Source organism: Mesorhizobium sp. P3_B5 (genome assembly GCF_056402815.1).
The window spans coordinates 425,602-446,254 of the sequence record NZ_JBFUGR010000002.1 but is presented as its reverse complement, the minus strand read 5'-3'; the positions used below and the strand labels follow the sequence as shown (position 1 = coordinate 446,254).

Below are 20,653 nucleotides of genomic sequence, written 5' to 3'. Positions count from 1 at the left end.
CGCTGGCTATGAAAAACCATTTCTTCACCTGCCCGCATTCTTCACCTCCCCATGCCCACGGCGAACTGTGCCGCTACCCTCTTCAGCCGGACAGCGATCGGCATGCTCATATGCCTGACCGCCGCCGGATCACTGAGCGCGGTCCGAATCGCCTTGAGCGGCGACCGCGCCTTGATGTGCTGGACCAGCGACAGAAACGATGCCGCCTTGCGCAAGCTGCGGCTGCGCCTGGCGAAGGCGGCTTGCGCCTCCGGGTCCATGGAATAGGTTTGCGCGAAGACGGCATCGGCCTTGCGCATCGCCTCAACGTGGTGAAGCTCGAGCACGCGTGAAATGGAGCCGGTGCGGATATGGTAGACATAGCCGGTCGTCGGCTCGACCACGCATGTGCCGCCCTTGGCCAGAGCGTTGGCAAGCAGGATGTAATCTTCGCCGATGATCAAATTTTCATCATAGCGGAGCCCGTTTTCGTTCAGAAACCGGCGCTGGAAGATCGGCTTGAGATAGCCGAAATTGAATTTCGATTCGAAAACCACATTGCCGCCGATGAAGTCGGCGAGCGAGATTTCGCGCAAGCCTCTGAGATAGTCGGCCGGAAACATGGTGTCTTCGGCGACACCGTCCTCGCGCACGACCTGAAGGTTGTCGACGGCGATCTCGGCGCCCGCCTTCTCCGCACGCGCGATCATGGCGGAAATCCGCCCGGGATAGACGGCATCGTCGGAATCGAGAACCGCGACCCACCTGCCGCTGGCAAGCTCGAGGCCGGCATTCCTGGCGCCGCCGGGACCACGATTTGCGCGAAGCGCCACGACCCGCACGACATCTTGCGGATAGGACCGAGCCACATCGAGCGTTCTGTCGCGCGACTGGTCGTCGACGACGATGATTTCGACAGAGACATCCTTCTGTGCGATGGCGCTGTCGATTGCCCGGCCGAGTGTTGCCTCGGCGTTGTAGGCGGCGATGACAAAGCTGACGTCAGGCTGCACGCTTGCCCCCTTGCTGTGGCGAGGACAGGCCGTACTGGCGAATTTCGCGGACGCCGACGAGGCCGCTGACGACGCCGACATGCATGATGCCGCGCAGCACGCTGCGGTTCCGGCGCACCGGACTGACGGCGGTCACGATTGCCGCTGCGAAGCAGAAAGCCGCCTTGGCCGATGCAAGTCCGACTTGCCCAACCCGCCGGATGCCGTGCGCATTGCTTCCCAACAAATGGCCATGCGTCTGCCCGAAGCGGAAGCGGCGGCGGCTGAGCCAGTCGAAGGCGGCCCTGGCGCGCGGCACCACCTCCTCGACCCAGGCCTCCGGGGCAAACGCGATCGTGCCGCCGGCCTTGACCATGTGATCGAAAAACTCGGTGTCCTCGCCGCCTGTCTGGCCACGCGCCAGGCTGAAGCGTCGGCCGGCAAGGCTGTCGTCGCCCATCCTGAGCAGGACGTTGCAGGTGTAGCCGGTGCGGATCTCGCCCTGCACCCAGACCGGCAGCGTCGAATGGAAATCGCCGTTGCGCATCCAGTCCGGCGCATCGGGCCCATAAAGCGCCCGCACCGGGCCGAGCACGGCGGTAGCGTCGTCCACTTCGGCCGTCGCGACCAGTTCGGCGAGCCATCGCGACGATGCGGTTTCGTCGTCGTCGATGAAGGCGACAAAATCCGATGCACTGGCCTCAAGGCAGGCGTTGCGTGCGATCGAGATGTTGCGCGCCGGAGCGTGCCGATAGCGGATCGGCAGCTTCAATTGCGCAGCCAGCGTCGTCACCAGCGCCTGCGCCGTCGGCGTATCGTCATTGTCGGCGACAATGACGCCGACATCGAACCCCGAAGGCATGTCCATGGCAGCGATCGAACGCAGCGTGTCGGCAAGCTCCGGTCGCCGAAACGTGCAGACGCAGATGTCGATCGAGCGGTTCTTCGCGGCCATCATGCCACCCCGCGTTGCAATCTGGCGCGGAGAAGCTGCAGCCAGAAGCCTACGGACCAGCCGAAATGCATGACCATCGCCGAGACGCCGACCAAAGCGAAGCCAGGATTGCGCTGGCGGATGGCCGTAACAGCGCCATAGCCGAGGCAAACCGCCGCCCAAAGCAGAAACGGCACCGCCGCCAGCCAGTGGATGAAGGACAAGGCCGCGAGCAGGACGACGGGAAACACCAGCAGCGGTATCATCTGCCGCACCTTCGGCACCATGCGGTGCTTGAGCACATTCTTGGCGCGGCCGCGGCCATAGCCGAGATACTGGAAATAGAGGCCCTTCAGCGACGCGCGCGGATAGTAGATCATCTGCGTCTTGCCGCTCATCCAGATCCGGTGGCCGGCCTGACGCAGCCGGTAATCGAGCTCGGCATCCTCATTGTGGCTGAACGTCTCGTCATAGCCGCCCACCGCGGTGAAGGCCGATATCCGGATCAGCGCGTGGTGGCCGTGGTCGACCCATTCTCCCGCAGACAAATGGCGGTGCTTGGAGCCGCCGGTGCCGAGCTTGGAGTTCTGCGCCGCCGCAACCGCTTTCTGCACCGCGCCACTGCCGCTGGTCCGCATCGAGACGACGACCGAATCGGCACCGGTGGCCAGCGCCTCCTCGACCAGGCGGTCGCAGAAATCCTCGGGATAGCCGCCATGCGCATCGATACGGATGAGATAGTCGGCACCGTCACCGAAAGTGGCGACGGCAAGATTGATCGCCGCGCTCTGGATGCGCTTGGGGTTGTGGAGAAGGATCACGTGCGGATCTTTCGCGGCAACCGCCTCGACGATGGCCAAGGTGCCGTCGGTGCTGCCGCCATCGGCGACGACGATGCGGGCGCCGAGCCTTTCGGCCGCAGGCCGGAGCTGGCCGAGCAGCGCGCCGATATGCGCCGCCTCGTTCAGGCAAGGTATGACGATCAGGTTTGAAGGGAGCATGTTCTTCGCCATCCTATGCCAACGCCTCCGCAGCAAAAGAGTTCGGCACGGCGGCCAGTCCGCGGAGTTTGTCGACGAAGGCCCGGCAATCGCTGCGATCGTAGCTCCATGTCCTGGGGTTGCGGGCAAGAACGCGCGCCTTCAATTTGCCGAAACGTTCCTCTTCCATTTTGCCAAGCACTGCCACGAGCGCTTCGGGCGTGGCCTGCGGCAGAAGGATGCCGATGTCCTGTTGGCTGAGGAACCGGCCGGTTTCGGTGTTGCCCATCGAGATCGGCACGGTGCCGAAGCGGCAGCCTTCATAAAGGCGGTTGGGAAGCAGCCATTCGGAGTTCTGGCCTTCCTCGAAGAAGTCGATCGCCCAGGAAAAATGCACCTCGTTGTAGATCGCCGCCATATCCTCCGGGTTGCGGTAGGGGCCGCGAAACGAGAGCCAGGGTTCGGATTCAACGAAAGCGTGGAAATCCGGAAATTCGGACAGTGCCGGGCGCCCCCTAAGGACGATCTCGAAACGTCCGTTGAGCCGGCGGGTGAATTCGGCCAGCAGCTCCAACGAGCGGCGGCAGCGCAACGCGCCGAACCAGCCGATCCGCCAGGGCGGCGCGACAGGATTTTCCGCCTTGAACCGGTCGTCCACCAAGGCCGGTGCGGCTTCGAAATATTTGTTTTCGATCAGCTCCACAGGCGCTGCGACCTGGCCAAAAGGCTTGAAATAGTTGGCGATGAAGGCCGGCGAACTGGTGACGAGAAGCTTCACATCCCGGGCCAGATAGCGCTCGGCGCCGCGCATCGCCTTGCCCAAGATGTCGTTGCGCAGCACCAGGCGATGAATATCGAGACATTCGTAGACGATCGGCACGCTTGCCTGGAACGCCGCCTTGGCGCGCCGGGCAAGCGCCAGCATTTCGAGATTGCGCGCGATGATCAGGTCCGGCCTTTGCATTGTTGCGAGTTTCGCGCCGATCGAGACCGCCGCCTTGGCGACCGCCGCCAGGCGCTGGGCGAATCGGCCGTCGCGCGTCGCACCAAGATCGATCGGCTGCAAGCCCTCGACGTCGACAATCGGGTTTGCGGTTCGACGGAAGCCGGCCAGTGTGACCCGGGCGCCACCTGCCCTGAGCATTATGATACGTCGGCGTACCGCCGGGTCGGAGACATCGTGCACAAGGTACAAGACATGCAGCATTAAAACTCGTTCGCTGTTGGCCCACCCAGAGGAATGGTAGTACAGGTCTTGCTGCATCGCAACATTTTTGGTGCAGCGTAGCAAAAATCCACGTTTTTTGTTGCGCTGCAAAATTGATGCGTTAATCTCGGCCTTGCTTGAGTACCGCTCGGGCCGAGCGTTGGCCACCAGCCCGGTGCAATGCCCTAAATCGTGACGCGGACCGCATCGGGATCGTCCTGGCGTGTAGCATTTTTCGGTCACTATTCCCGTCTTGAGCACCGCCGGCCTGGCCGCGGAATCTGCTGACGAAATGAGGTAATTCCATGAAGATCGTCGTCGAAAACACAGTCTGCCTGAACACCGGGGATGCGGCGATTCTCCTGGCGATCCGACACATCCTCAAGACTGTCGCCGGCAGCGACCTGCAATTCTCCATTTTCGACAGCCAGCCTGAGGTCGCGACGAGGCTCTACCCGAAGAAGTCATACCCGGACCTCGAATTTCACAAGCTGCTGTCGGAGTCGCTGTTCAGGTACAAGAATGGCGATGGGCTGAAGAACCGGATCAAGCCGATCTACAACAAGATTGTCCTTCAGGCCCTGCGTTGGTTTGGCAGCAGCGCACTTGGCACATTTTTCAGCGCGAGCGACCGTCGCAGCCTCGATATCTACACCGGCGCCGATCTCGTGGTCACGACAGGCGGGACCTATCTCGTTGAGAACTACAATCTCGAAAGACGCCTCAACCAATTCCGGCTTGATGCCGTGCTCGGCAAGGATCCGGTCTTCTTCACGCAATCCCTCGGCCCGTTCAATAAAAGTTACAACCGCCAGGAATTGAGCCCGATCTTTGACCGCAGCCCGCTCATCCTGCTGCGTGACGAACGATCCAAAAACCATATCCAGGATCTGGTGAAGGACCTCGGCAAGTGCCATGTGGTGGCCGATGCCGTCTTTGCCCTGGCCGAGACTGACAGGATCGAAAGAATTCTGGCCGCCAGCCAGCCGCCGGCGCCGACCGGCCGCGTCGCCATTTCCGTCCGCCACTGGAACTATGTCAGCGACGGTGAAGGCGGCATGCGCCGCTATCTCGATTCGATCCGCGAGATCGCGACTATTCTGGTTAGGGACCATGGCAAAGAGGTGACCTTCGTCTCCACCTGCCAGGGCGTGCCGGAATACGCCCATGACGATTCCAAGACCGCACGCGCGATCGTCGCCGAGCTCGCTCCGGAGATCGCCGCGCATGTGAGCGTGGATGCTGCATTCCACACGCCGGACCAGTTGATGGCGCTGGTCAAAGGCTTCGACTTCGTGGTCGCCACGCGTATGCACATGATGATCATGTCGCTTTGCGTCGGCACGCCGGTGCTGCCGATCGCCTATGAGTTCAAGACAAAGGAAGTGGCCAAGCGGATCGGCGTCGCCGACGTGCTGCTCGACATCGACACAGTGACGGTTGCGGAAGCGAGCGAAAAGCTCGGCAGATTTGCAGGAAACCTCGACCGCTATCGCCAGACCAGCCTGCAGGCCGTGCTCGAAGAACATGCTTCGGCAATGTCAGCCACAAACCTTTTGGCGCCGCTGATCGACGGCCGCTCAGCGGATGTTGCGCGCGGCGTTGGACAGGGTGGTGAACAACGCGCGGCGCGACTGGGGAAGGGCAAGCATGAGAATGAGGCCGACCCCGTAGTTGAGGCCAACTGCCAGAAAGACCGCGAGCAGGTCTGACTGGCCGGTCAGCGACGCCGGCAGCCAGTGGTAGGTGAGCCAGGCGAGCAGGGACGAGGCAATGAAAAGCCCCTGCATGACCAGGAAGTCGGCGGCCGTCACCGGACCGACGCGGTGGACCAGCACGGCAAGCACCGGAACGCGCAGCACGTAGCCGCTGATGGCATAGGCCGCGGCAACGCCGACGGCGCCCCAGTGCAAGCCGACGATGAAGGCGGCGACGGTCGTCAGTGACGAATAAATGCCCCAATGGAACATGGTCTTCGTCTTGCCCTGACAGATGAATATCCAGCCTGTGGTGCTTGAGACGGACTGGATCAGGCTGGCGATGCCCAGCCAGGCGAAAATCGGCGCCACCGGCGCCCAACCCGGGCCGAAGAGAAGCCCCACCACCTGATCGGAGGTCAGCGTCAGCGCCGCGATGCCGGGCATGGTAACGGCCGCCAGCATCCAGTTGGTCCGCACATAGATGTCGCGAAATCGAGCCTTGTCCTCATGGATGCGGCTGAGCAGCGGCACCATCACGCGTGTCAGCGGCTGGTTGATGTTCTGCAACGGGAACAGCAGCAGCTTGTAGGCACGGTCGTAATAGCCGAGTTCGATGGCGCCGGAATATTTTCCGATGAGAATGTTGTCGAGATTGCGCGAGAAGAAATTGGCGAGATTGAAGCCGGTCAGATTGGCGCCGAACGACAATATGTCGGCATCGACTTTCAGATCCGGCCGTTGCGGCGTCCACCGCGCCACCTGCCAGGCGGCGGCCAGCGCGACAATTGCCGAAACAGCCGGGCCGATGACCAGCGACCAGTAGCCAAGCCCGGCATAGGCCGCAACCGTAGCAGCCAGAAGTCCAGCGGCAGCACTTATCACATCGTTCATTGCGAGCTGGCCGAATTGCAGGTGGCGGTTCATCAATGCCAGCGGCACCGCGGCAAGACTGCCGAAGAGCAGCGGCAAGGCGGAGCCAAGGGTGATGCCGGACATGCGCTGATCGCCGTAGAACGCGGCGATGGCGGGCGCCAGGCCGGCCACCACCACGGCACTGCCCAGCCCGACCAGCGCACTGATCCAGAACACCTGGTTCAGCTGCTGCTCGCTGATGTCCTTGCGCTGAACCACAGCCTGCTGGAGGCCCAGGTTCTGCAGCAACCCGACAAAGGCCACGATCGGCCCGACGGAAGCCACCAGGCCGAAATCCTCGGGAACGAGCAGACGGGCGAGCAAGATGACGGAGAGGAACTGGATCACCATCTTGAAGCCTTGCGCGCCGATGGTGACCAGCCCGCCGCGCAGGGCGACACGACCGAACTGGGGGGGCGGGTTGGCATTCATGAACTGAACCTCGTTTCGCCAAGTTGGCTGGCGATCTGTGCGAAACGTTCGTTCAGCACATCTGCGTTGAAATCCGCCTCGATCTTCCTGCGCGCGGCGATAGCGATCTGCTCGCAGGCCGCAGGATTCTCGGCGATCCAGGAAAGTTTGCCGGCCAGCGCTGCACTGTCTCGCTCGGGCGCGAGAAAGCCTGTCTTTTGATCCTCGATCAGTTCGGGAATCCCCGAGTGATAGGTGCCGACCACTGTCAGGCCGGTGGCCATCGCCTCCATCAGCGAAACCGGAATGCCCTCCAGATCGCCATCGCGCGCGGCGACGCTGGGCAGCAGGAACACATGGGCATCGCGCAGGCGCTGCTTGACTTCGCTGTGCGGCCGGGCCCCGAGAAAAGTCACTCGGTCGGCGATGCCGAGATTTGCGGCGATCTCCTTCAGCTCTTCCAGAAGTTCGCCGCCGCCGATCACCGAATAAACCCAGTCGCGCCGCGGCAGGCTGGCGAGCGCGCGAAGCGCATATTCGATGCCCTTCTTTTCGGTCAGGCGGCAGACCGAGATGAATGACAGCGTGCCTTGCTCCCATGACCGCCACCGATAGTCGATCTCGCTCGGCCGCACGCCCATATGGTGAACCATAATTTGCGCCGGCGGTGCCCCAACCTCGATCAAGGCCTCGCGGAAAAATGCGTTCACCGGCAGTTGAAGAGCGCCCTTTTCGAAGACAATCCTGTAGCGCGCCAGCGTGTTGTCATGCAGCGGCTCGCCGACATCGCGGCCGTGAAATATCGTCAGCAGAGGGGCGGAAATCCTGCCGCGCTTGATGGCGCGGGCGACGCGCATGCCGTTGTTGCCAAAATGGGCGACGATCACGTCGGCGTTCTGCAATTTACGCGCATAAGCGATGTCGATGGCGGTCGAGAGTTTATCCCAGAACCTGCCGGACCACCTCCTGAGCAGCGGGCGATAGCGACCGAGGCCACCCCACCAGCACACCACCTTTCCAGGCAGCGCCTGCCAGCGCGCATCGTCGATATTGCTGTCCTTGCCAAAGGACGTCTCGTTGCAGACAACGCCGACTTCCATGCCGCGCTCAAGGCAGCCGGCTATCTGGTCAAGGACGAAAGTCTCGGACAGTGAGGGAAACTTGTCGACTACGAAGCAGATCTTCATCGGCAAGATGCGCTCGTGCGGCGATCCGGCGTGCCCCTGACAAAAGCCGGGCGGGAAACATCGTGCCCGAGGCACAAGACATGCAGCATGAAACTCTACCGCTGTTGGCCCACCCGCAGGGACATTAGTACAGGCCTTGCTGCACTGCAACATTTTTGCTGCAGCGTGGCAAGATTTCCCTCGACGCAGCGAGGATGCCGATCAGTCCTGAGGCGCAGTGTCAGCCGGCAGATGAAGGATCCACCAGGCCCTCGGCAACGCCTAGAGGCCTTGCAGGCTGAGGTGCAAGGCTTGGCGCGGCCAGTTGGGTAACGATCTGCGCAAAACGTTCATTCAGAACATCTGCGTTGAAGTCGTCCTCGACCTTGCGGCGTGCGGCAAGCGCGATGCGTTCGCATTCCTGCGGATGTTCGGCTGCCCAGGCAAGCTTGCCGGCAAGCACTGAAACGTCTCGCTCGGGCGCAAGCAACCCTGTCTCCCCATCCTCGATGAGCTCAGGGATTCCCGAGTGATGCGTGCTGACCGCAATCAACCCGGCGGCCATGGCCTCCATGAGCGCAACCGGAATGCCTTCCATGTCGCCGTCGCTGGCAGTGACGCTTGGCAGCAAAAAGAGATGCGCCATGCGAAGCCGTCTTTTCACCTCCATGTGGGGGAGGCTGCCAAGGAATGTTACGCGAGCGGTCAAGCCCAGCTCTGCGGCCAGCGTCTCCAGATCCGTCCGCAACGGACCGTCGCCGACAATGTCGTAGCGCCAGTCCAGCTGTGGATGGGACGCCGTCAGGGAGGCCAAGGCGCGCAAGGCGAACTCGACGCCTTTCTTCTCCACCAGGCGGCAAACCGTCGTCACGATCAGCTGGCTGCCTTCCCACGATTCCCAGCGATAGCTGACTTCGCGGGAATCAATTCCCATGTGGTGGACCGTGGTGTTGGCCTGGGACGCACCGGCTTCGAGCAACATCCTGCGGAAGAAATCATTGACCGGCAGGTTCAAGCTGCCGTGCTTGATGAGCCCGGCATATTGCGTTGCCAGCACTGCCTGTCGCGACGGGATCGCGACGTCTGCGCCGTGAAAGATGGTAATGATCGGCGGCTTGAGGGACTTCCATTTCTTCAGTGCGGCTGCTCTTTCGCCGTTCTGTCCGAAGTGGGCGACAATCACGTCACAGCGGTTCAGGCGGCGTGCAAAGACGATGTCGAGAACGGTCGAAGCCTTGTATCGCAGGCGCGGCGGCAACCGGCGTACAAAGGCGCTCAGTCCACCGGCCCATCGCCACCAATGCTGGGTTCTGGCGACCAGCGTCGCCATCGGCTCGCTTTGCCGGTCGATCCGGTCGTCACCTTTCGTCCTGTCGCACACGACCTCCACCTCGAAGCCCCGCGCCAGCAGCCCAGCCATCTGGTCCACGACAAAGGTTTCCGAAAGGAGAGGAAATTCGCCCACGACAAAGCCAACGCGCATGACCCGCCCAAAGGTTGGGGCTTGGCTGGACCCCCAAGCGGTCCACATCGCACAAGCCCTAATGTAGACGGGCAGAATACACGTTGATTGCTGCGTTGCCACAAAAATGTTGCACCGCAGCAATCAAAAGTGATCCGGACCCGGCAACACCTGCAACCGGCTCAGGGGCTTGGCGAGACTTGCTGTCGCCCGGCGGCGTCAGCTGAATTTCAACGCGACACGTTTAGGCGGCGCGCTCCAGGCCGACACGCCTGGCGCTGTCGAGAACGTCCATGAACGTAGCAAACTGACGGCCTGGGTTCATTTGCGACCGCTCCGAAAACTCAAGCGCCGCCACCGACAGCCGCTTGTACTCGGCCTCGTCGCTCCACAACCGCCTGACCGCTGCGACCCAGTCGGCGAGCGGGGCGTCGTAGTCCAGGATCACGCCGCCAGAGCCGATCGCTTCCGGCAGACCGCCGCGCCGCGAGCCGACCACGGGAATGCCGCTGCAATGCGCTTCCGAGGCCACCCTGCCCCAGGCCTCTTCCCATTTGCTGGGCGCCAGCAGGATCTTGGTGCGGCCGTAGACCGTCTTCATGTCGCTGGTGCGGCCTTCCAGCTTGACGTTTTGTAGGGGAGAGATTGTTGCTTCGATCCGGGCCCGATGATCGTCGTCGAGCTTCCAGCTTTCGACGAACAGGAATGGGATCTCGGGACAGGCGGCGGCAATGCGCACTGCAAGGTCGAAGCCTTTTTCCTCATAGGGGTTGATGAGCGTGACAAACTCACCGGTCGTCGGTGTGCTGTAGAACGCGGGATTGATGGTCGGCGGAATGACCGTCGAATCGATGTCGAACCTTGCCTTGTAGGTGCGCGCGGTGAACTCGGAATTGGCGATATAGAGCGCCGATTGCAGTTCGCGCAGGTCACCGGCCAGTTCGTGGAATTCGACATTCCTCAGATAGACGACGACAGGCACGCCTTCGGCCTGCAGCGCTTTGCCGATCGGAACCGAGTTGTGGCATTGCACCACGGCGACATCCGGCCTCAGCTTTTCAACCGCGAAGCCGGCGGCTTCCCAGGGAAACCAAGCCCGCACCACCGGATAGCCCGGAAAATTGTCGATGACCGCGCGCTGACGCAGCAGCTTCATCTTGGCGCGCGCCCTGAAGCCGAACATGCCTTCGCCGAACAAAGCTGCCAGAACGGAAGCCTCGTGACCATTCTCGCGCAATTGTTCGACCAGATGGTGGGTGCTCGACTGAACGCCACCGCTGAATTGCGGCGTGTAGCCGGCGCCGCCTGCAAACAGAACTTTCATGAACCTGGCTCCTCGTTGTGCCCCCTGCCGTCAGGCCGCAACCCTGCCGATCGAGTGGTACTCTATGCCGTGGCGGGCGATGACCTTGGGGTCGTACAAATTGCGACCGTCGAAGATGATCGGCGTGGTCAGCGCATCCTTCAGCGCGTCGAAGGACGGCGCGCGGAAGCTCTTCCATTCGGTGGCGATCAGCAGCGCATCGGCGCCGCGCAGTGCCGCCTCCTTGGTCCCGCACAAAAGCAGGTCGTCGCGCAGCCCATAGATGGCCTGGCATTCCTGCATCGCCTCGGGGTCGAAGGCCTGCACATGGGCGCCGGCCTTCCACAGCGCTTCCATCAGGACGCGCGCCGGCGCCTCGCGCATGTCGTCGGTGTTGGGCTTGAAGGCGAGACCCCACAACGCGAAGGTCTTGCCTTTGAGACTGCCCTTGAAATAGCGGTTCACCTTGTCGAAAAGCACCGATTTCTGCTCGTTGTTGCGCTCCTCGACGGCGCGCAGCAGCTTGGCGTCGAACTTGACGCCTTCGGCGGTCTTGATCAGCGCGCGCACGTCCTTGGGAAAGCACGAGCCGCCATAGCCAAGACCGGGGTAGATGAAGTGGTAGCCGATGCGCGGATCGCTGCCGATGCCCTTACGCACCTCCTCGATGTCGGCGCCCAGTTGCTCGGCCAGATTGGCCATCTCGTTCATGAAACTGATCTTGGTCGCCAGCATGCAATTGGCGGCGTATTTGGTGAATTCGGCGCTGCGCACATCCATCACGATCATCTTTTCGTGGTTGCGGTTGAACGGAGCGTAGAGCTCGCGCATCACCGCCTCGGTGTCTTCGCTCTCGGTACCGACGATGATGCGGTCGGGCTTCATGCAGTCCGCCACCGCGGAACCTTCCTTGAGGAACTCCGGATTGGAGGCTACGTCGAAAGCCAGATCCTCGCGCCCGCGCGCCTTCAGCGTCTCGGCGATCTTGGCCTTTACTTTTTCGCAGGTGCCGACCGGCACGGTCGACTTGCCGACGACGATCTTGGGCTTGTCCATTTCCCGGCCGATGGTCTCGGCGACCGCCAGCACATATTTGAGATCGGCCGAGCCATCCTCGCCGGGTGGAGTGCCGACCGCGATCATCTGGATCTCGCCATGCTTGACCGCAGCCGCGGCATCGGTGGTGAACTTGATGCGGCCGGCGGCGTGGTTCTCCCTCACCAGGTTTTCGAGCCCGGGTTCGAAAATCGGCACGAGGCCCTGGTTGAGCCGCTCGACCTTGCCCGCATCGATATCGACACACACCACCTGGTGCCCGACTTCCGCCAGCACCGCGGCCTGTACGAGGCCGACATAGCCTATTCCAAAGACGGTCAAATTCATTCGGTTTGGTTCCTGTTCATAACCTTGAACCGTGTCTGGTCGACCGGTTCAGATGCTCTTTCATTTTATGCTGCATGCCAGCGATTCCGGGAACTGGCAGGGCTCACCCAACGCCGTGAACGCGACGCGATCGACTTGCATCGTGACCTTGCGGCCCGGATCCGAAAAAGGACCCATCCAACTGGTTAGCGTATCACTGCCCCAGAGACTGAAGAAAATCTTTTGCGGATGGGTCGGCAGTTCCGCGGGGTTCGTCACTTCCTGGACAAGCTTGCCATTGACGTACCAGCGCAGCCGGTCCTTTTCCCAGACGAAGCCATAGTCGTTGAAGGCCTTGTCGGTGCCGCCCTCGACCTCGGCAAGCTTCTCGTTTTTCGGCTTGCCCAGAATGTAGCTGTTCACTTGAACCTTTGATGTGTCCTTGGTCAGCACCTCGAAGTCGATTTCATCCCAGGGCTGCTTGTCGGCGGGGCCGATGTAGGAAAAGAAGGCGGCGTTGAGGCCGGAGCCGGTGTCAGTCTTCAAGCGCGCCTCATAGACCCCGTAGCCGTAGCGCTTCTTGGTCTGGATCTCGCCGCAGGCAAACTCGCGATCCTTCAGCTTCCGCTTCTCGAAACCAAGCACCACCATGCCGTCGGATAGGCTGACCAGGCTTTTCGACCAGGTGCAGTTCTGATGAGCTCCGTTCGTCCAGCCGTCGGAAACGTACCACCGCTCGCGATCGAAACTGGTGAAATCATCGACGAATGATGGCGAGCTCGGCATATCCTGAGCGCGAGACGGGATGGGGCCTGCAACCAGGCTTGCGAGAGCGACCAGCAGAAACGCTGCACCCGAGCACAGTCGCCGCAGGGGGCCCTGCTGGATCTGCCGCCAGGCCGGCATACCATCGGCCATGGTGATCGAGGTCTTCTTCGGATCTGCGTTCATACCAAACTCACCTTTGCGTTGTGTGCCCCCAACCCAAAGTCTCCAGTTGACCCGCTTGCAAAGCGGGCCTCCCTTGATCCTCCGTGCCCCAAACTCCTTGTGTTTCCGTGCCAGATTTTGGCGTCCGGAGCGGACGCCGACACAGGACCTACACCGTCAAGCCGCGCCGGCACCGGTACGCTTGCCGAATTCGGCTTCCGCCGTTGAACCTTGCGGTTCGTTCTCGACGACCATCGCATCCAGCGAATGACGCAGCTCCCTCATCAAGCTGTTCTGATGCGCCAGTGCGGCGATGCGCCGTTCGCAATTCAGGATCGAGTTCGTCAGTTCGCTGACCTCGGACGCCCTTGAGGAGGACGCCGAGCCATTCTCCATCGCCTCGACCAGAAAGGCCGCGTTGGTGGCCTTTGAGCGATAGCGATTCTCAAGCCCGGTCTTCTCCGCAGCGATCTCGGCGGCAATCTGATCGAACAGCCTTGCCAGGCGATCGAAGCGCGAGAGATCGGTCTGCCGGTCCCGGGCCGGGTCCCTTGACCTGAAGCCAAATATCGAAGCCATCCGGTTGGCCTTTCAAAATTGCTGCACCGCAACATACAGTGCCATCCCCAGGACAAGTAGGCAACCTCCCAGTTTCGGAAAGGCAATTTTTTCGACGTTGCGGCCACTGTCGCTGGCAACAGGGAGGCTACTTTTCCGCAGGCGCGCTGGTCCCGGCCATGAGGAAGCGCATGGGCTGCGCCTGTTTCTGCGTCGTGGCAAAACCGGCGCGACGAAACAGCGCGTCCAACTTGTCGGAGGCCACGCCGCGAACGATGGGAATGAGGTTTGATTGACTGGCGAAGGCATAGGCGGCGGCCGACGCCAGACCGCGCTCGGCCTTGACGTCGAGGAAGTTGCGCAGCCGGTATTTGTCGCGCACATGCCGCTCGTGGCGTCTCAGCACAGCCTTCGAGCCTTCCGGCAAACTGCCGATCTGAAGCAGCGCCAAGTCCGCATCGGCCAAACGCTTCAAATCCTGCGTCTTGTGCCGGCCACTCAGCGAATCAGCGCGCACGATGGCGCCATAACCGCAGGAGCGGATGACCTTGAAACGCGCGCCGCGGGCGACCGCCCGCGCATAGAGCTCGTAGTCTTCGCCCAGGCGCAGGTTTTCGTCGTAGCGCAGCCCATGCCGGTCCAGGAAGGCCCTGGAGATGACCGGCTTGAGGAAACCCAGTTCGCCGCGCTGCACACGCCGGCTGGAGATGTTGCCTTCGATAAACTGTTCGAAGTCGAGGAACTCCGGATCGGCCGAAAAAGACGGGGCGACGATCTTCGAGACATCGGTGGCCGCATCGTCCCTGATCAACATGATGTTGTCGGCGGCGAAATCCCAGTCGGCGCTGGCAAACAGGTTGTGAAACCTGCCCTCGAGGAAGAAATCATCGGCGTCCAGAATGCTGATGAACGGCGACTTCGACCCGGCGATCGCGGCGTTGCGGGCAAAGGAGGGGCCTCGATTGATGTCGAGACGCATGACCGAAAGCCTGCCGCTGCCATCGTCGGCGGCGCGGGCCACTTTGGCGGTGTCATCGGTGGAGGCGTCGTCGACGACGACGACTTCCGCCACCTCCGGCTCGCGCAGCGCCGAGGCGATGGCGGCCGGAATTGTCCGGGCGGCATTGCGGGCGGCGATGATCACGCAGACCTGGGGTTCTGTCGGGGACATAGATTCACCTTTCGATTGCAAGTCGTTCCGTACCCCCATGCTCATTGACGTTGCGGCCGCTCGAAAAGACGCCGGCTGAGATCGGCGGACGCGGCCCAGCCGGCCTCGGTCAGATAGCGAACGGGTTCGCGACCGCACAGTTCCCACAGCACCGTGCGCCGCTGGGGCCATCGCAAGGACGACAGCCAGGGCGCAATGACCATGTGGAACAGATCTTCATTGCCAATGCGCGACAGAATGCGGGTGGCCCGCTCCGACAGAAGCGTGCCGGTGCCGCCAAGCAGTACGTCGGCGGCGCGCAGGCCGAGCAGCAGCGTGTCGGCCAGCCCCTGCTCCGCGGCGTAGTCGAGCACATTTTGCTGCTCGGCTTCGCTCAGGCGGCTGGCGCTGGCCCTGATATCGCAGACATAGCCTGCACAGGGTTCGCGATTGAAAAGCGCCTTGGCGACGCTGATGCAGGAAAGCAGCAAGGTGTCGGAAGCCGAGATGAAAGGCATGCTGGCGCCGGCGATGGCGACAGAGCGCTTGCGCCGCAGAAAGCCATCGGTATCGCGCGGACTCGGCGAACCGGGCTGCTGGAGCCGGTAGTGGAGATCGACGGTGGAGGGCTTTGGCCCGCTCTCGCGCACCATATGCTGCTCGCCCAGAAAGCGAACCCACCAGACGGAACGGGACTTGCCGGCGACCTCGTAGCCAATCGAGCGGAGCGCTTCACGGGCTTTGAAAAAACCGGTCGGCGACACCAGGATGTCGACATCCCCGGAAGGCTTCATGAAATGGTCGCCATAGAGCAAATGCTGCTGAAACGGACCCTTCAGGAAGACGAAATCGATATGCTTGTCGCGCAGCACCTTGTCGATCGCAATCGAGTCCATGATGCAGGACGAGTTCATCGAAACCGTGCGCCTGCGATAGGTGTCGAGCCATTCAAGCAGTCCGGGCGGCGCTTCGCTTGCCGGCGTGCGCGACAATGCCTTCAGAACGAAGGTCGCGACCTTGTTCAGCCTGGCGATGTCGGCGATGCTGGCAGCGGAGATGGCCGGCACAGACGTTGTGCCGGCGCCCGACCCCGAAGCGAAATAAAGCCTCAGGCACGCCTGCACATAGGCGACTTCATCGGCGCAGTCGGCGGCACGCAGTCTTTCGTAGGAACCTTCCTGCAAGGCCATTTTACGCAAAGTCTCCGGAAAAATTCGGACGCCGTGTTCTCACGCCGTGTTATATTGCAAGTGCGAAGGAAAGCATCGCGAAAATCGTTCCCGGCGTCCAGTTTTTCCTTCGGGCCGGATTTTCTTGCAACCAGAGCGTTTACAGGCGCAACCTCGCAAACGGGCGGAAAGCGCGGCCAAAATCCCGAGCGCTGTTGGGAGATGCAACCGCAAATCGGCCGGGATTTGCACTATTTTGGCGCATATTTCGAGTTGCTTAAAAAGCAGTCACTTTCGGAGGAAACATTTATCGTAATTAAATCATATGCTTATTTAGATGGCACGGATGCGCCGTTGAATTCGTTTGTGAGGCGAGACTAGGATGTGACTGCCAACGGTTTGATCACTGTTGGAGGCAAGCGCAACCAACAATTGATTAACCGTTGGTAAATCAGGCTTGACTCATACACAACGCACATGCAGCTATTGCAATGCAGCATAGAACGCGCTGCCGGCACTCGACAGGCCGTTTCCAGTCCTTATTGGAGAGTAACATGGAACAGAATGTTGAAAAGCAAGAGTACGAAACGCCAAGCCTGACGGTTCATGGTTCTATTGAAACCATCACCCAGGGCGGCGGCGGCAATACGGCGATTGACGCGGCATTCCCCGCGCACACGCCGATCAGCCAACTCACGTTCTCTTGAACTTACTTTCGTCTCAGAGTGACGACGTTGGGGCTCTGGACGCGAGTGATAATGGAGGGCCGGGGGACAAGATCACCCGGCCCTCTCCCTCCCCTGGAACTCCCGAAGCGTATTGTAACCGAGGTTTTAGGATGAGCTGGAATCCATCAGACGACGATCGCGTCAGCGCGACCGAGGATGCCGTAGCCTGCGAATTCGGCACCGGGCTGGCGATCCTCGACCTGAAGTCCAACATCTATTACAGCCTGAACAGCGTCGGAGCCTATATCTGGGAGCTGATCCAGGAGCCAAGGCCAATCTCTGAAATCCGTAGCGCCGTGCTCGCGCGCTACAATGTCGACCCCGCGCGCTGCAAGGCCGATGTCGACGGATTGCTGAAGGGCCTGGCCGATTCAGGACTTGCGAGGCTCCACCATGAGGAACTTGCCTAGGGTTCTCTCCCTCAGTGGTTCGGAAATGCTGTTTCTCGCCCGCTGCCTTCTGGTGGTCGCGGCAGTACGGCTGGGGCTGACACTGCTCTCCTACAATCACATTCGCCGCATGGTGACGCGGCTGGATGCGCAGCAGCCGGCCGGCATCGGCGATCTGCGGCGCGTCGCCTGGGGCGTGGCCGCAGCGGCTCGCCTTGTCCCCTATGCCAGCTGCCTCACCCAGGCGCTTTCCGGGCAATATCTGCTTGCCCGCCAGGGCAACGCTTCCAAAATACGCATCGGCATCGAACGTGACACCGGCACGCAACTGAAAGCGCATGCCTGGCTGATGAGCGGCAACCAGATCGTGCTCGGCGGCTCGATCGACAGGTTCGCCCATCTCGTCGACCACGGTCAGTAGCCGATGAGCGGCGTCGCTGGAATTCTGCTCAGGCAGGGGCACGCGCCGGCGGCAGCCGCGGCCGACATCCAGCAGATGCTTGCGCGCATGCATCACCGGGCTCGTGACGGCAGTTCGTGGTGGACCGACCCAAGCGTCGCTCTTGGCCACGCTTGGCTCAACACGACGGACGAAGCCGGCCCCGGCCCGCTGACCATGGGCGGCGGCAAACTGGCGATCACCGCCGACTGCCGGCTGGACAATCGCGACGAATTGCTGGCGAGACTGGGCATCAGGGACAACTCGGTTGCCGATGCCACATTGCTGATGCGTGCCTATCTGCGCTGGGGCGAGGCCTGTCCCGTGCATCTGCAAGGCGACTTCGCCTTCGCCATCTGGGACAGCGAACGCCAGACGCTGTTTTGCGCTCGCGATCATTTCGGGGTCAAACCCTTCTACTACCATTCGAGTGACCGGCGTTTCGTCTTTGCCTCGGAGATCGGGCCGATCCTCGGCGTCGACGGGGTCAGTGCGCGCGTCAGCGACCATCAGATATCAGGGTTTCTGGCCGGACTTCCGGACGATCCGCAGTCCACCCACTACAGCGAAATCTTCCGCTTGCCGGCCCGCCACAGTCTGACGGTCACGGGCAGCCAGGTGGTGCTGCGCCGGTACTGGCAGATCGAGCCGTCGCAAAGGCCGATGCGATCGGATGCCGCCGAGGAATTTCGCCATCTGTTTTCACAGTCGGTCCGCAACCGGATGCGGGGAACCTCGGCGGTCGGCGCGATGCTGAGCGGCGGCCTCGATTCTTCCTCGATCGCCTGCGTCGTCGGCCTGCAGAATGCCGCTGAGCGAAGGCCGCGACTGCCCACCTTCTCGTTGATCTTCGAGAAGGGCTCCTCGATGGATGAACGTCCCTTCATCGATGCCGTGCTGGAGCAGAAAAAGGTCGACGGGACGCTGATCGCCGTCGGCAACTACGCGCCGTTCGCGGAGTTCGACCGCATCCTGGAAGAGCAGGAAGGAACCTTCCTGGCGCCGGGCCTGTCGCTGACCCGCAGCATTTACAGGACTGCCGGGGCGAAGGGCATCAAGGTGCTGCTGGACGGCCATGGCGGCGACGAGGTCGTTTCGCAAGGCCATGGCCATCTGCACGAACTTGCCAATGCCGGCAAATGGATGGAGCTGTGGCGCGAGATGCGCGGCGCCGCCGACACCTATGGCGACGGCATGCTCGGCCTGTATTTCCAGTTCCTGACCATTTACGGGCCGGCATGGCGCATCGCCAAGCTCAGACATGCGGCAAACCGCATCCTCAACAGGATGCGCGCGCCGACGCCACGCGGTGGAAGCTGGCGCGATCTGATCAATCCGGACCTGGCCAGGCGAACCGACCTTGTCGAAAGATTTCACAGGGCGGGCTATATGCCGCCAAGCGTCAGTGCCAGCGAGTCCTTGACGCATCGCTGGATCCTTTCAAACGGCTATGTGCCGCATGCGTTCGAGGTTCTCGACAAGGCCGGAGCCAATTTCGGCGTCGAGCCACGCTATCCGTTCTGGGACAAGCCGCTGGTCGAGTTCTGCCTGGCATTGCCGGGTGAGGAAAAGCTGAATCGCGGCTTTGGCCGCTATGTGCTGCGCCGCGCCATGGAGGGCGTGTTGCCGGCTGCGGTTCAGTGGCGGCGCGACAAGATCGATTTCACCGCCAATCTCGTCAACGGCATGCTCGGCAACCACCGCGATCTCCTGGAGCAGGTGCTCGTCTCCGATGCCAGGCGCATCGCGCCCTATGTCAACCTGCCAGTGGTGGCCGCCGCCTATGCGCGGCTGCTGCGCCAGCCGGACCAGGCAGCGCCGCTGGATGTCCAATATGTCTGGCGCTCGGCGTCGCTGTCGCTCTGGCTGCGTCAACTCCAGCACGGTGGGAGTCCCGCATGATGCCTCGCAACACACTGCTCGCCGCTGACCTACATGACCAGGTCCATCCGCAAGGCCAAGCAGTGAGACAACGTCGCTTCTACAAGGCCTACGGCCTGACGATCAGTTCGGACGTGGCGTTGCCCGAACTGGAGCCGGCCGAGCCGGCGACGGCCGATATCGTGATCGCGGTAGGGCCGATCGACTTGCCGGTGCCTTTGCTCGAGGCCGGCACCGCCTTTCGCTTCGAGCCAGACTGGCAATATCTGGCATGGCCGGCGGTCGGCGCATTTCTGATCAGCGATGCCTGCCGGATCGACGTGGACCCGGCGCCGGGGATCGACGACCAATTGATCGCGTTTCCGCTGCTAGGACCGGTGCTGGCGCTGCTGCTGCATCAGCGCGGCCTGCTCGTCCTTCACGCCAGCGCCATTGCCGTCGGCGGCAAAAGCGCGATCTTCATGGGCGACAAGGGCGCCGGCAAATCAACGACGGCGAGCGCGATGATCCGTGCCGGGCATGGATTGCTCACCGACGATGTCGTGGCGCTCGATCTGGCCGCCGAGCCGATGATCGTTCCGGGCTTTCCGCAGCTCAAACTGGCCGCCGATGCCGCCGCCGCCATCCAGATCCGGCAGGCGGAAGTGCGCCCGCAGGTGCATCCTGCCATCGACAAGACCCAGCATCGGCTGCATGGCGGATTTTCGAGCGACACGATACCGGTGACGCGGATCTATATCCTTGAGCGCGGCGAGAAGGCCGCGATATCGCCACTGCCGGGCCTCGGTGCCTTGCCGGCAATCATCAAGTTTTCCTACGTGACACGCTTCGGCCGCCCGGCCCTGGTCGGCGACTTCGCCGCAACGCATCTTCGTCAATGCGCCCGGTTGGCCGACCATGTCGGCGTGTGTCGCCTTGAAGTGCCGACCGGCCTCGATCGCATCGGCGAAGCCGTCGATCTGATCGAGAAGGATCTGGCGGCCGACAATCGGCGGCGGTGA

Annotated in this window: 18 protein-coding genes and 1 pseudogene; 6 read left to right on the top strand and 13 right to left on the bottom strand. The window is 62.0% G+C overall.

The features are described 5' to 3' along the window. Positions 1-41: 41 nt before the first annotated feature. Genes AC1DVW_RS07120 through AC1DVW_RS07105 form a run of 4 tightly spaced genes read right to left on the bottom strand, consistent with a single transcriptional unit; the run spans position 42 to position 4,092 of the window. Positions 42-992 (bottom strand): glycosyltransferase family 2 protein, encoded by a 951-nt coding sequence (locus AC1DVW_RS07120; protein WP_477241198.1) that lies wholly within the window; start codon positions 990-992, stop codon positions 42-44. Beyond that, a complete protein-coding gene (locus tag AC1DVW_RS07115; RefSeq protein WP_477322083.1) occupies positions 982-1,926 on the bottom strand; it encodes a glycosyltransferase family 2 protein in 945 nt (314 codons plus the stop codon). Before AC1DVW_RS07115 ends, AC1DVW_RS07120 begins: the two co-directional genes overlap by 11 nt. After that, positions 1,926-2,906, bottom strand: a complete 981-nt coding sequence (locus AC1DVW_RS07110; RefSeq protein WP_477322081.1) for a glycosyltransferase family 2 protein — start codon at positions 2,904-2,906, stop codon at positions 1,926-1,928. Before AC1DVW_RS07110 ends, AC1DVW_RS07115 begins: the two co-directional genes overlap by 1 nt. A 13-nt stretch (positions 2,907-2,919) precedes the next feature. Further along, positions 2,920-4,092: a glycosyltransferase family protein gene (locus AC1DVW_RS07105; RefSeq protein ID WP_477322646.1), complete on the bottom strand. Its 1,173-nt coding sequence runs from the start codon at positions 4,090-4,092 to the stop codon at positions 2,920-2,922. A 305-nt stretch (positions 4,093-4,397) separates the two neighbouring features. Between AC1DVW_RS07105 and AC1DVW_RS07100 the strand changes: the two are divergent. Beyond that, positions 4,398-5,447 (top strand): annotated as a pseudogene (locus AC1DVW_RS07100) (polysaccharide pyruvyl transferase family protein); the annotation flags it as partial. A 225-nt stretch (positions 5,448-5,672) separates the two neighbouring features. Here the strand turns inward: AC1DVW_RS07100 and AC1DVW_RS07095 are convergent. The 9 genes from AC1DVW_RS07095 to AC1DVW_RS07055 all read right to left on the bottom strand — a co-directional run bounded on the left by AC1DVW_RS07095 (position 5,673) and on the right by AC1DVW_RS07055 (position 16,236). Then, entirely contained in the window at positions 5,673-7,136 is a 1,464-nt protein-coding gene (locus tag AC1DVW_RS07095) for a lipopolysaccharide biosynthesis protein (protein ID WP_477322079.1), read from the bottom strand. Next, complete coding sequence (locus tag AC1DVW_RS07090; RefSeq protein WP_477322644.1) at positions 7,133-8,302, bottom strand: glycosyltransferase; 1,170 nt, start codon at positions 8,300-8,302, stop codon at positions 7,133-7,135. The genes AC1DVW_RS07095 and AC1DVW_RS07090 overlap by 4 nt, the downstream gene beginning before the upstream one ends. A 220-nt stretch (positions 8,303-8,522) precedes the next feature. Continuing rightward, a complete protein-coding gene (locus tag AC1DVW_RS07085; RefSeq protein ID WP_477275731.1) occupies positions 8,523-9,764 on the bottom strand; it encodes a glycosyltransferase in 1,242 nt (413 codons plus the stop codon). Between the two features lie 223 nt (positions 9,765-9,987). Further along, positions 9,988-11,067 carry a glycosyltransferase gene (locus AC1DVW_RS07080; RefSeq protein WP_477241188.1) on the bottom strand — a complete coding sequence of 360 codons (1,080 nt, stop codon included), beginning with the start codon at positions 11,065-11,067 and terminating at the stop codon, positions 9,988-9,990. Between the two features lie 30 nt (positions 11,068-11,097). Further along, entirely contained in the window at positions 11,098-12,429 is a 1,332-nt protein-coding gene (locus AC1DVW_RS07075; RefSeq protein WP_477322077.1) for a UDP-glucose dehydrogenase family protein, read from the bottom strand. A 60-nt stretch (positions 12,430-12,489) separates the two neighbouring features. Further along, positions 12,490-13,359, bottom strand: a complete 870-nt coding sequence (gene exoK / locus AC1DVW_RS07070) for an endo-1,3-1,4-beta-glycanase ExoK (protein ID WP_477241184.1) — start codon at positions 13,357-13,359, stop codon at positions 12,490-12,492. Positions 13,360-13,515: 156 nt separating this feature from the next. Beyond that, on the bottom strand, positions 13,516-13,917 hold the full coding sequence (locus tag AC1DVW_RS07065) for a hypothetical protein (protein WP_477241182.1): 402 nt from the start codon (positions 13,915-13,917) through the stop codon (positions 13,516-13,518). 127 nt (positions 13,918-14,044) lie between these two features. After that, positions 14,045-15,067 carry a glycosyltransferase family 2 protein gene (locus AC1DVW_RS07060; RefSeq protein ID WP_477322076.1) on the bottom strand — a complete coding sequence of 341 codons (1,023 nt, stop codon included), beginning with the start codon at positions 15,065-15,067 and terminating at the stop codon, positions 14,045-14,047. Positions 15,068-15,108: 41 nt separating this feature from the next. Beyond that, positions 15,109-16,236, bottom strand: a complete 1,128-nt coding sequence (locus AC1DVW_RS07055; protein ID WP_477322074.1) for a nucleotidyltransferase family protein — start codon at positions 16,234-16,236, stop codon at positions 15,109-15,111. Positions 16,237-16,769: 533 nt separating this feature from the next. Here AC1DVW_RS07055 and AC1DVW_RS07050 point away from each other — a divergent pair. The 5 genes from AC1DVW_RS07050 to AC1DVW_RS07030 all read left to right on the top strand — a co-directional run bounded on the left by AC1DVW_RS07050 (position 16,770) and on the right by AC1DVW_RS07030 (position 20,653). Further along, complete coding sequence (locus AC1DVW_RS07050) at positions 16,770-16,922, top strand: lasso peptide (protein ID WP_477241176.1); 153 nt, start codon at positions 16,770-16,772, stop codon at positions 16,920-16,922. 131 nt (positions 16,923-17,053) lie between these two features. Beyond that, entirely contained in the window at positions 17,054-17,353 is a 300-nt protein-coding gene (locus tag AC1DVW_RS07045) for a PqqD family protein (RefSeq protein WP_477275737.1), read from the top strand. Continuing rightward, positions 17,337-17,753: a lasso peptide biosynthesis B2 protein gene (locus AC1DVW_RS07040; protein WP_477322072.1), complete on the top strand. Its 417-nt coding sequence runs from the start codon at positions 17,337-17,339 to the stop codon at positions 17,751-17,753. Before AC1DVW_RS07045 ends, AC1DVW_RS07040 begins: the two co-directional genes overlap by 17 nt. Before the next feature lie 3 nt (positions 17,754-17,756). Further along, positions 17,757-19,673: a lasso peptide isopeptide bond-forming cyclase gene (locus tag AC1DVW_RS07035; protein WP_477322070.1), complete on the top strand. Its 1,917-nt coding sequence runs from the start codon at positions 17,757-17,759 to the stop codon at positions 19,671-19,673. Further along, positions 19,670-20,653 carry a phosphoenolpyruvate carboxykinase (ATP) gene (locus tag AC1DVW_RS07030; protein ID WP_477322068.1) on the top strand — a complete coding sequence of 328 codons (984 nt, stop codon included), beginning with the start codon at positions 19,670-19,672 and terminating at the stop codon, positions 20,651-20,653. The genes AC1DVW_RS07035 and AC1DVW_RS07030 overlap by 4 nt, the downstream gene beginning before the upstream one ends.

Coding starts and splice junctions, on each gene's coding strand:
- AC1DVW_RS07115 (WP_477322083.1), bottom strand. CDS start 1,926: ATGGCCGCGAAGAACCGCTCGATCGACATCTGCGTCTGCACGTTTCGG.
- AC1DVW_RS07110 (WP_477322081.1), bottom strand. CDS start 2,906: ATGCTCCCTTCAAACCTGATCGTCATACCTTGCCTGAACGAGGCGGCG.
- AC1DVW_RS07105 (WP_477322646.1), bottom strand. CDS start 4,092: ATGCTGCATGTCTTGTACCTTGTGCACGATGTCTCCGACCCGGCGGTA.
- AC1DVW_RS07095 (WP_477322079.1), bottom strand. CDS start 7,136: ATGAATGCCAACCCGCCCCCCCAGTTCGGTCGTGTCGCCCTGCGCGGC.
- AC1DVW_RS07090 (WP_477322644.1), bottom strand. CDS start 8,302: ATGAAGATCTGCTTCGTAGTCGACAAGTTTCCCTCACTGTCCGAGACT.
- AC1DVW_RS07085 (WP_477275731.1), bottom strand. CDS start 9,764: ATGCGCGTTGGCTTTGTCGTGGGCGAATTTCCTCTCCTTTCGGAAACC.
- AC1DVW_RS07080 (WP_477241188.1), bottom strand. CDS start 11,067: ATGAAAGTTCTGTTTGCAGGCGGCGCCGGCTACACGCCGCAATTCAGC.
- AC1DVW_RS07075 (WP_477322077.1), bottom strand. CDS start 12,429: ATGAATTTGACCGTCTTTGGAATAGGCTATGTCGGCCTCGTACAGGCC.
- exoK (WP_477241184.1), bottom strand. CDS start 13,359: ATGAACGCAGATCCGAAGAAGACCTCGATCACCATGGCCGATGGTATG.
- AC1DVW_RS07065 (WP_477241182.1), bottom strand. CDS start 13,917: ATGGCTTCGATATTTGGCTTCAGGTCAAGGGACCCGGCCCGGGACCGG.
- AC1DVW_RS07060 (WP_477322076.1), bottom strand. CDS start 15,067: ATGTCCCCGACAGAACCCCAGGTCTGCGTGATCATCGCCGCCCGCAAT.
- AC1DVW_RS07055 (WP_477322074.1), bottom strand. CDS start 16,236: ATGGCCTTGCAGGAAGGTTCCTACGAAAGACTGCGTGCCGCCGACTGC.
- AC1DVW_RS07050 (WP_477241176.1), top strand. CDS start 16,770: ATGGAACAGAATGTTGAAAAGCAAGAGTACGAAACGCCAAGCCTGACG.
- AC1DVW_RS07045 (WP_477275737.1), top strand. CDS start 17,054: ATGAGCTGGAATCCATCAGACGACGATCGCGTCAGCGCGACCGAGGAT.
- AC1DVW_RS07040 (WP_477322072.1), top strand. CDS start 17,337: ATGAGGAACTTGCCTAGGGTTCTCTCCCTCAGTGGTTCGGAAATGCTG.
- AC1DVW_RS07035 (WP_477322070.1), top strand. CDS start 17,757: ATGAGCGGCGTCGCTGGAATTCTGCTCAGGCAGGGGCACGCGCCGGCG.
- AC1DVW_RS07030 (WP_477322068.1), top strand. CDS start 19,670: ATGATGCCTCGCAACACACTGCTCGCCGCTGACCTACATGACCAGGTC.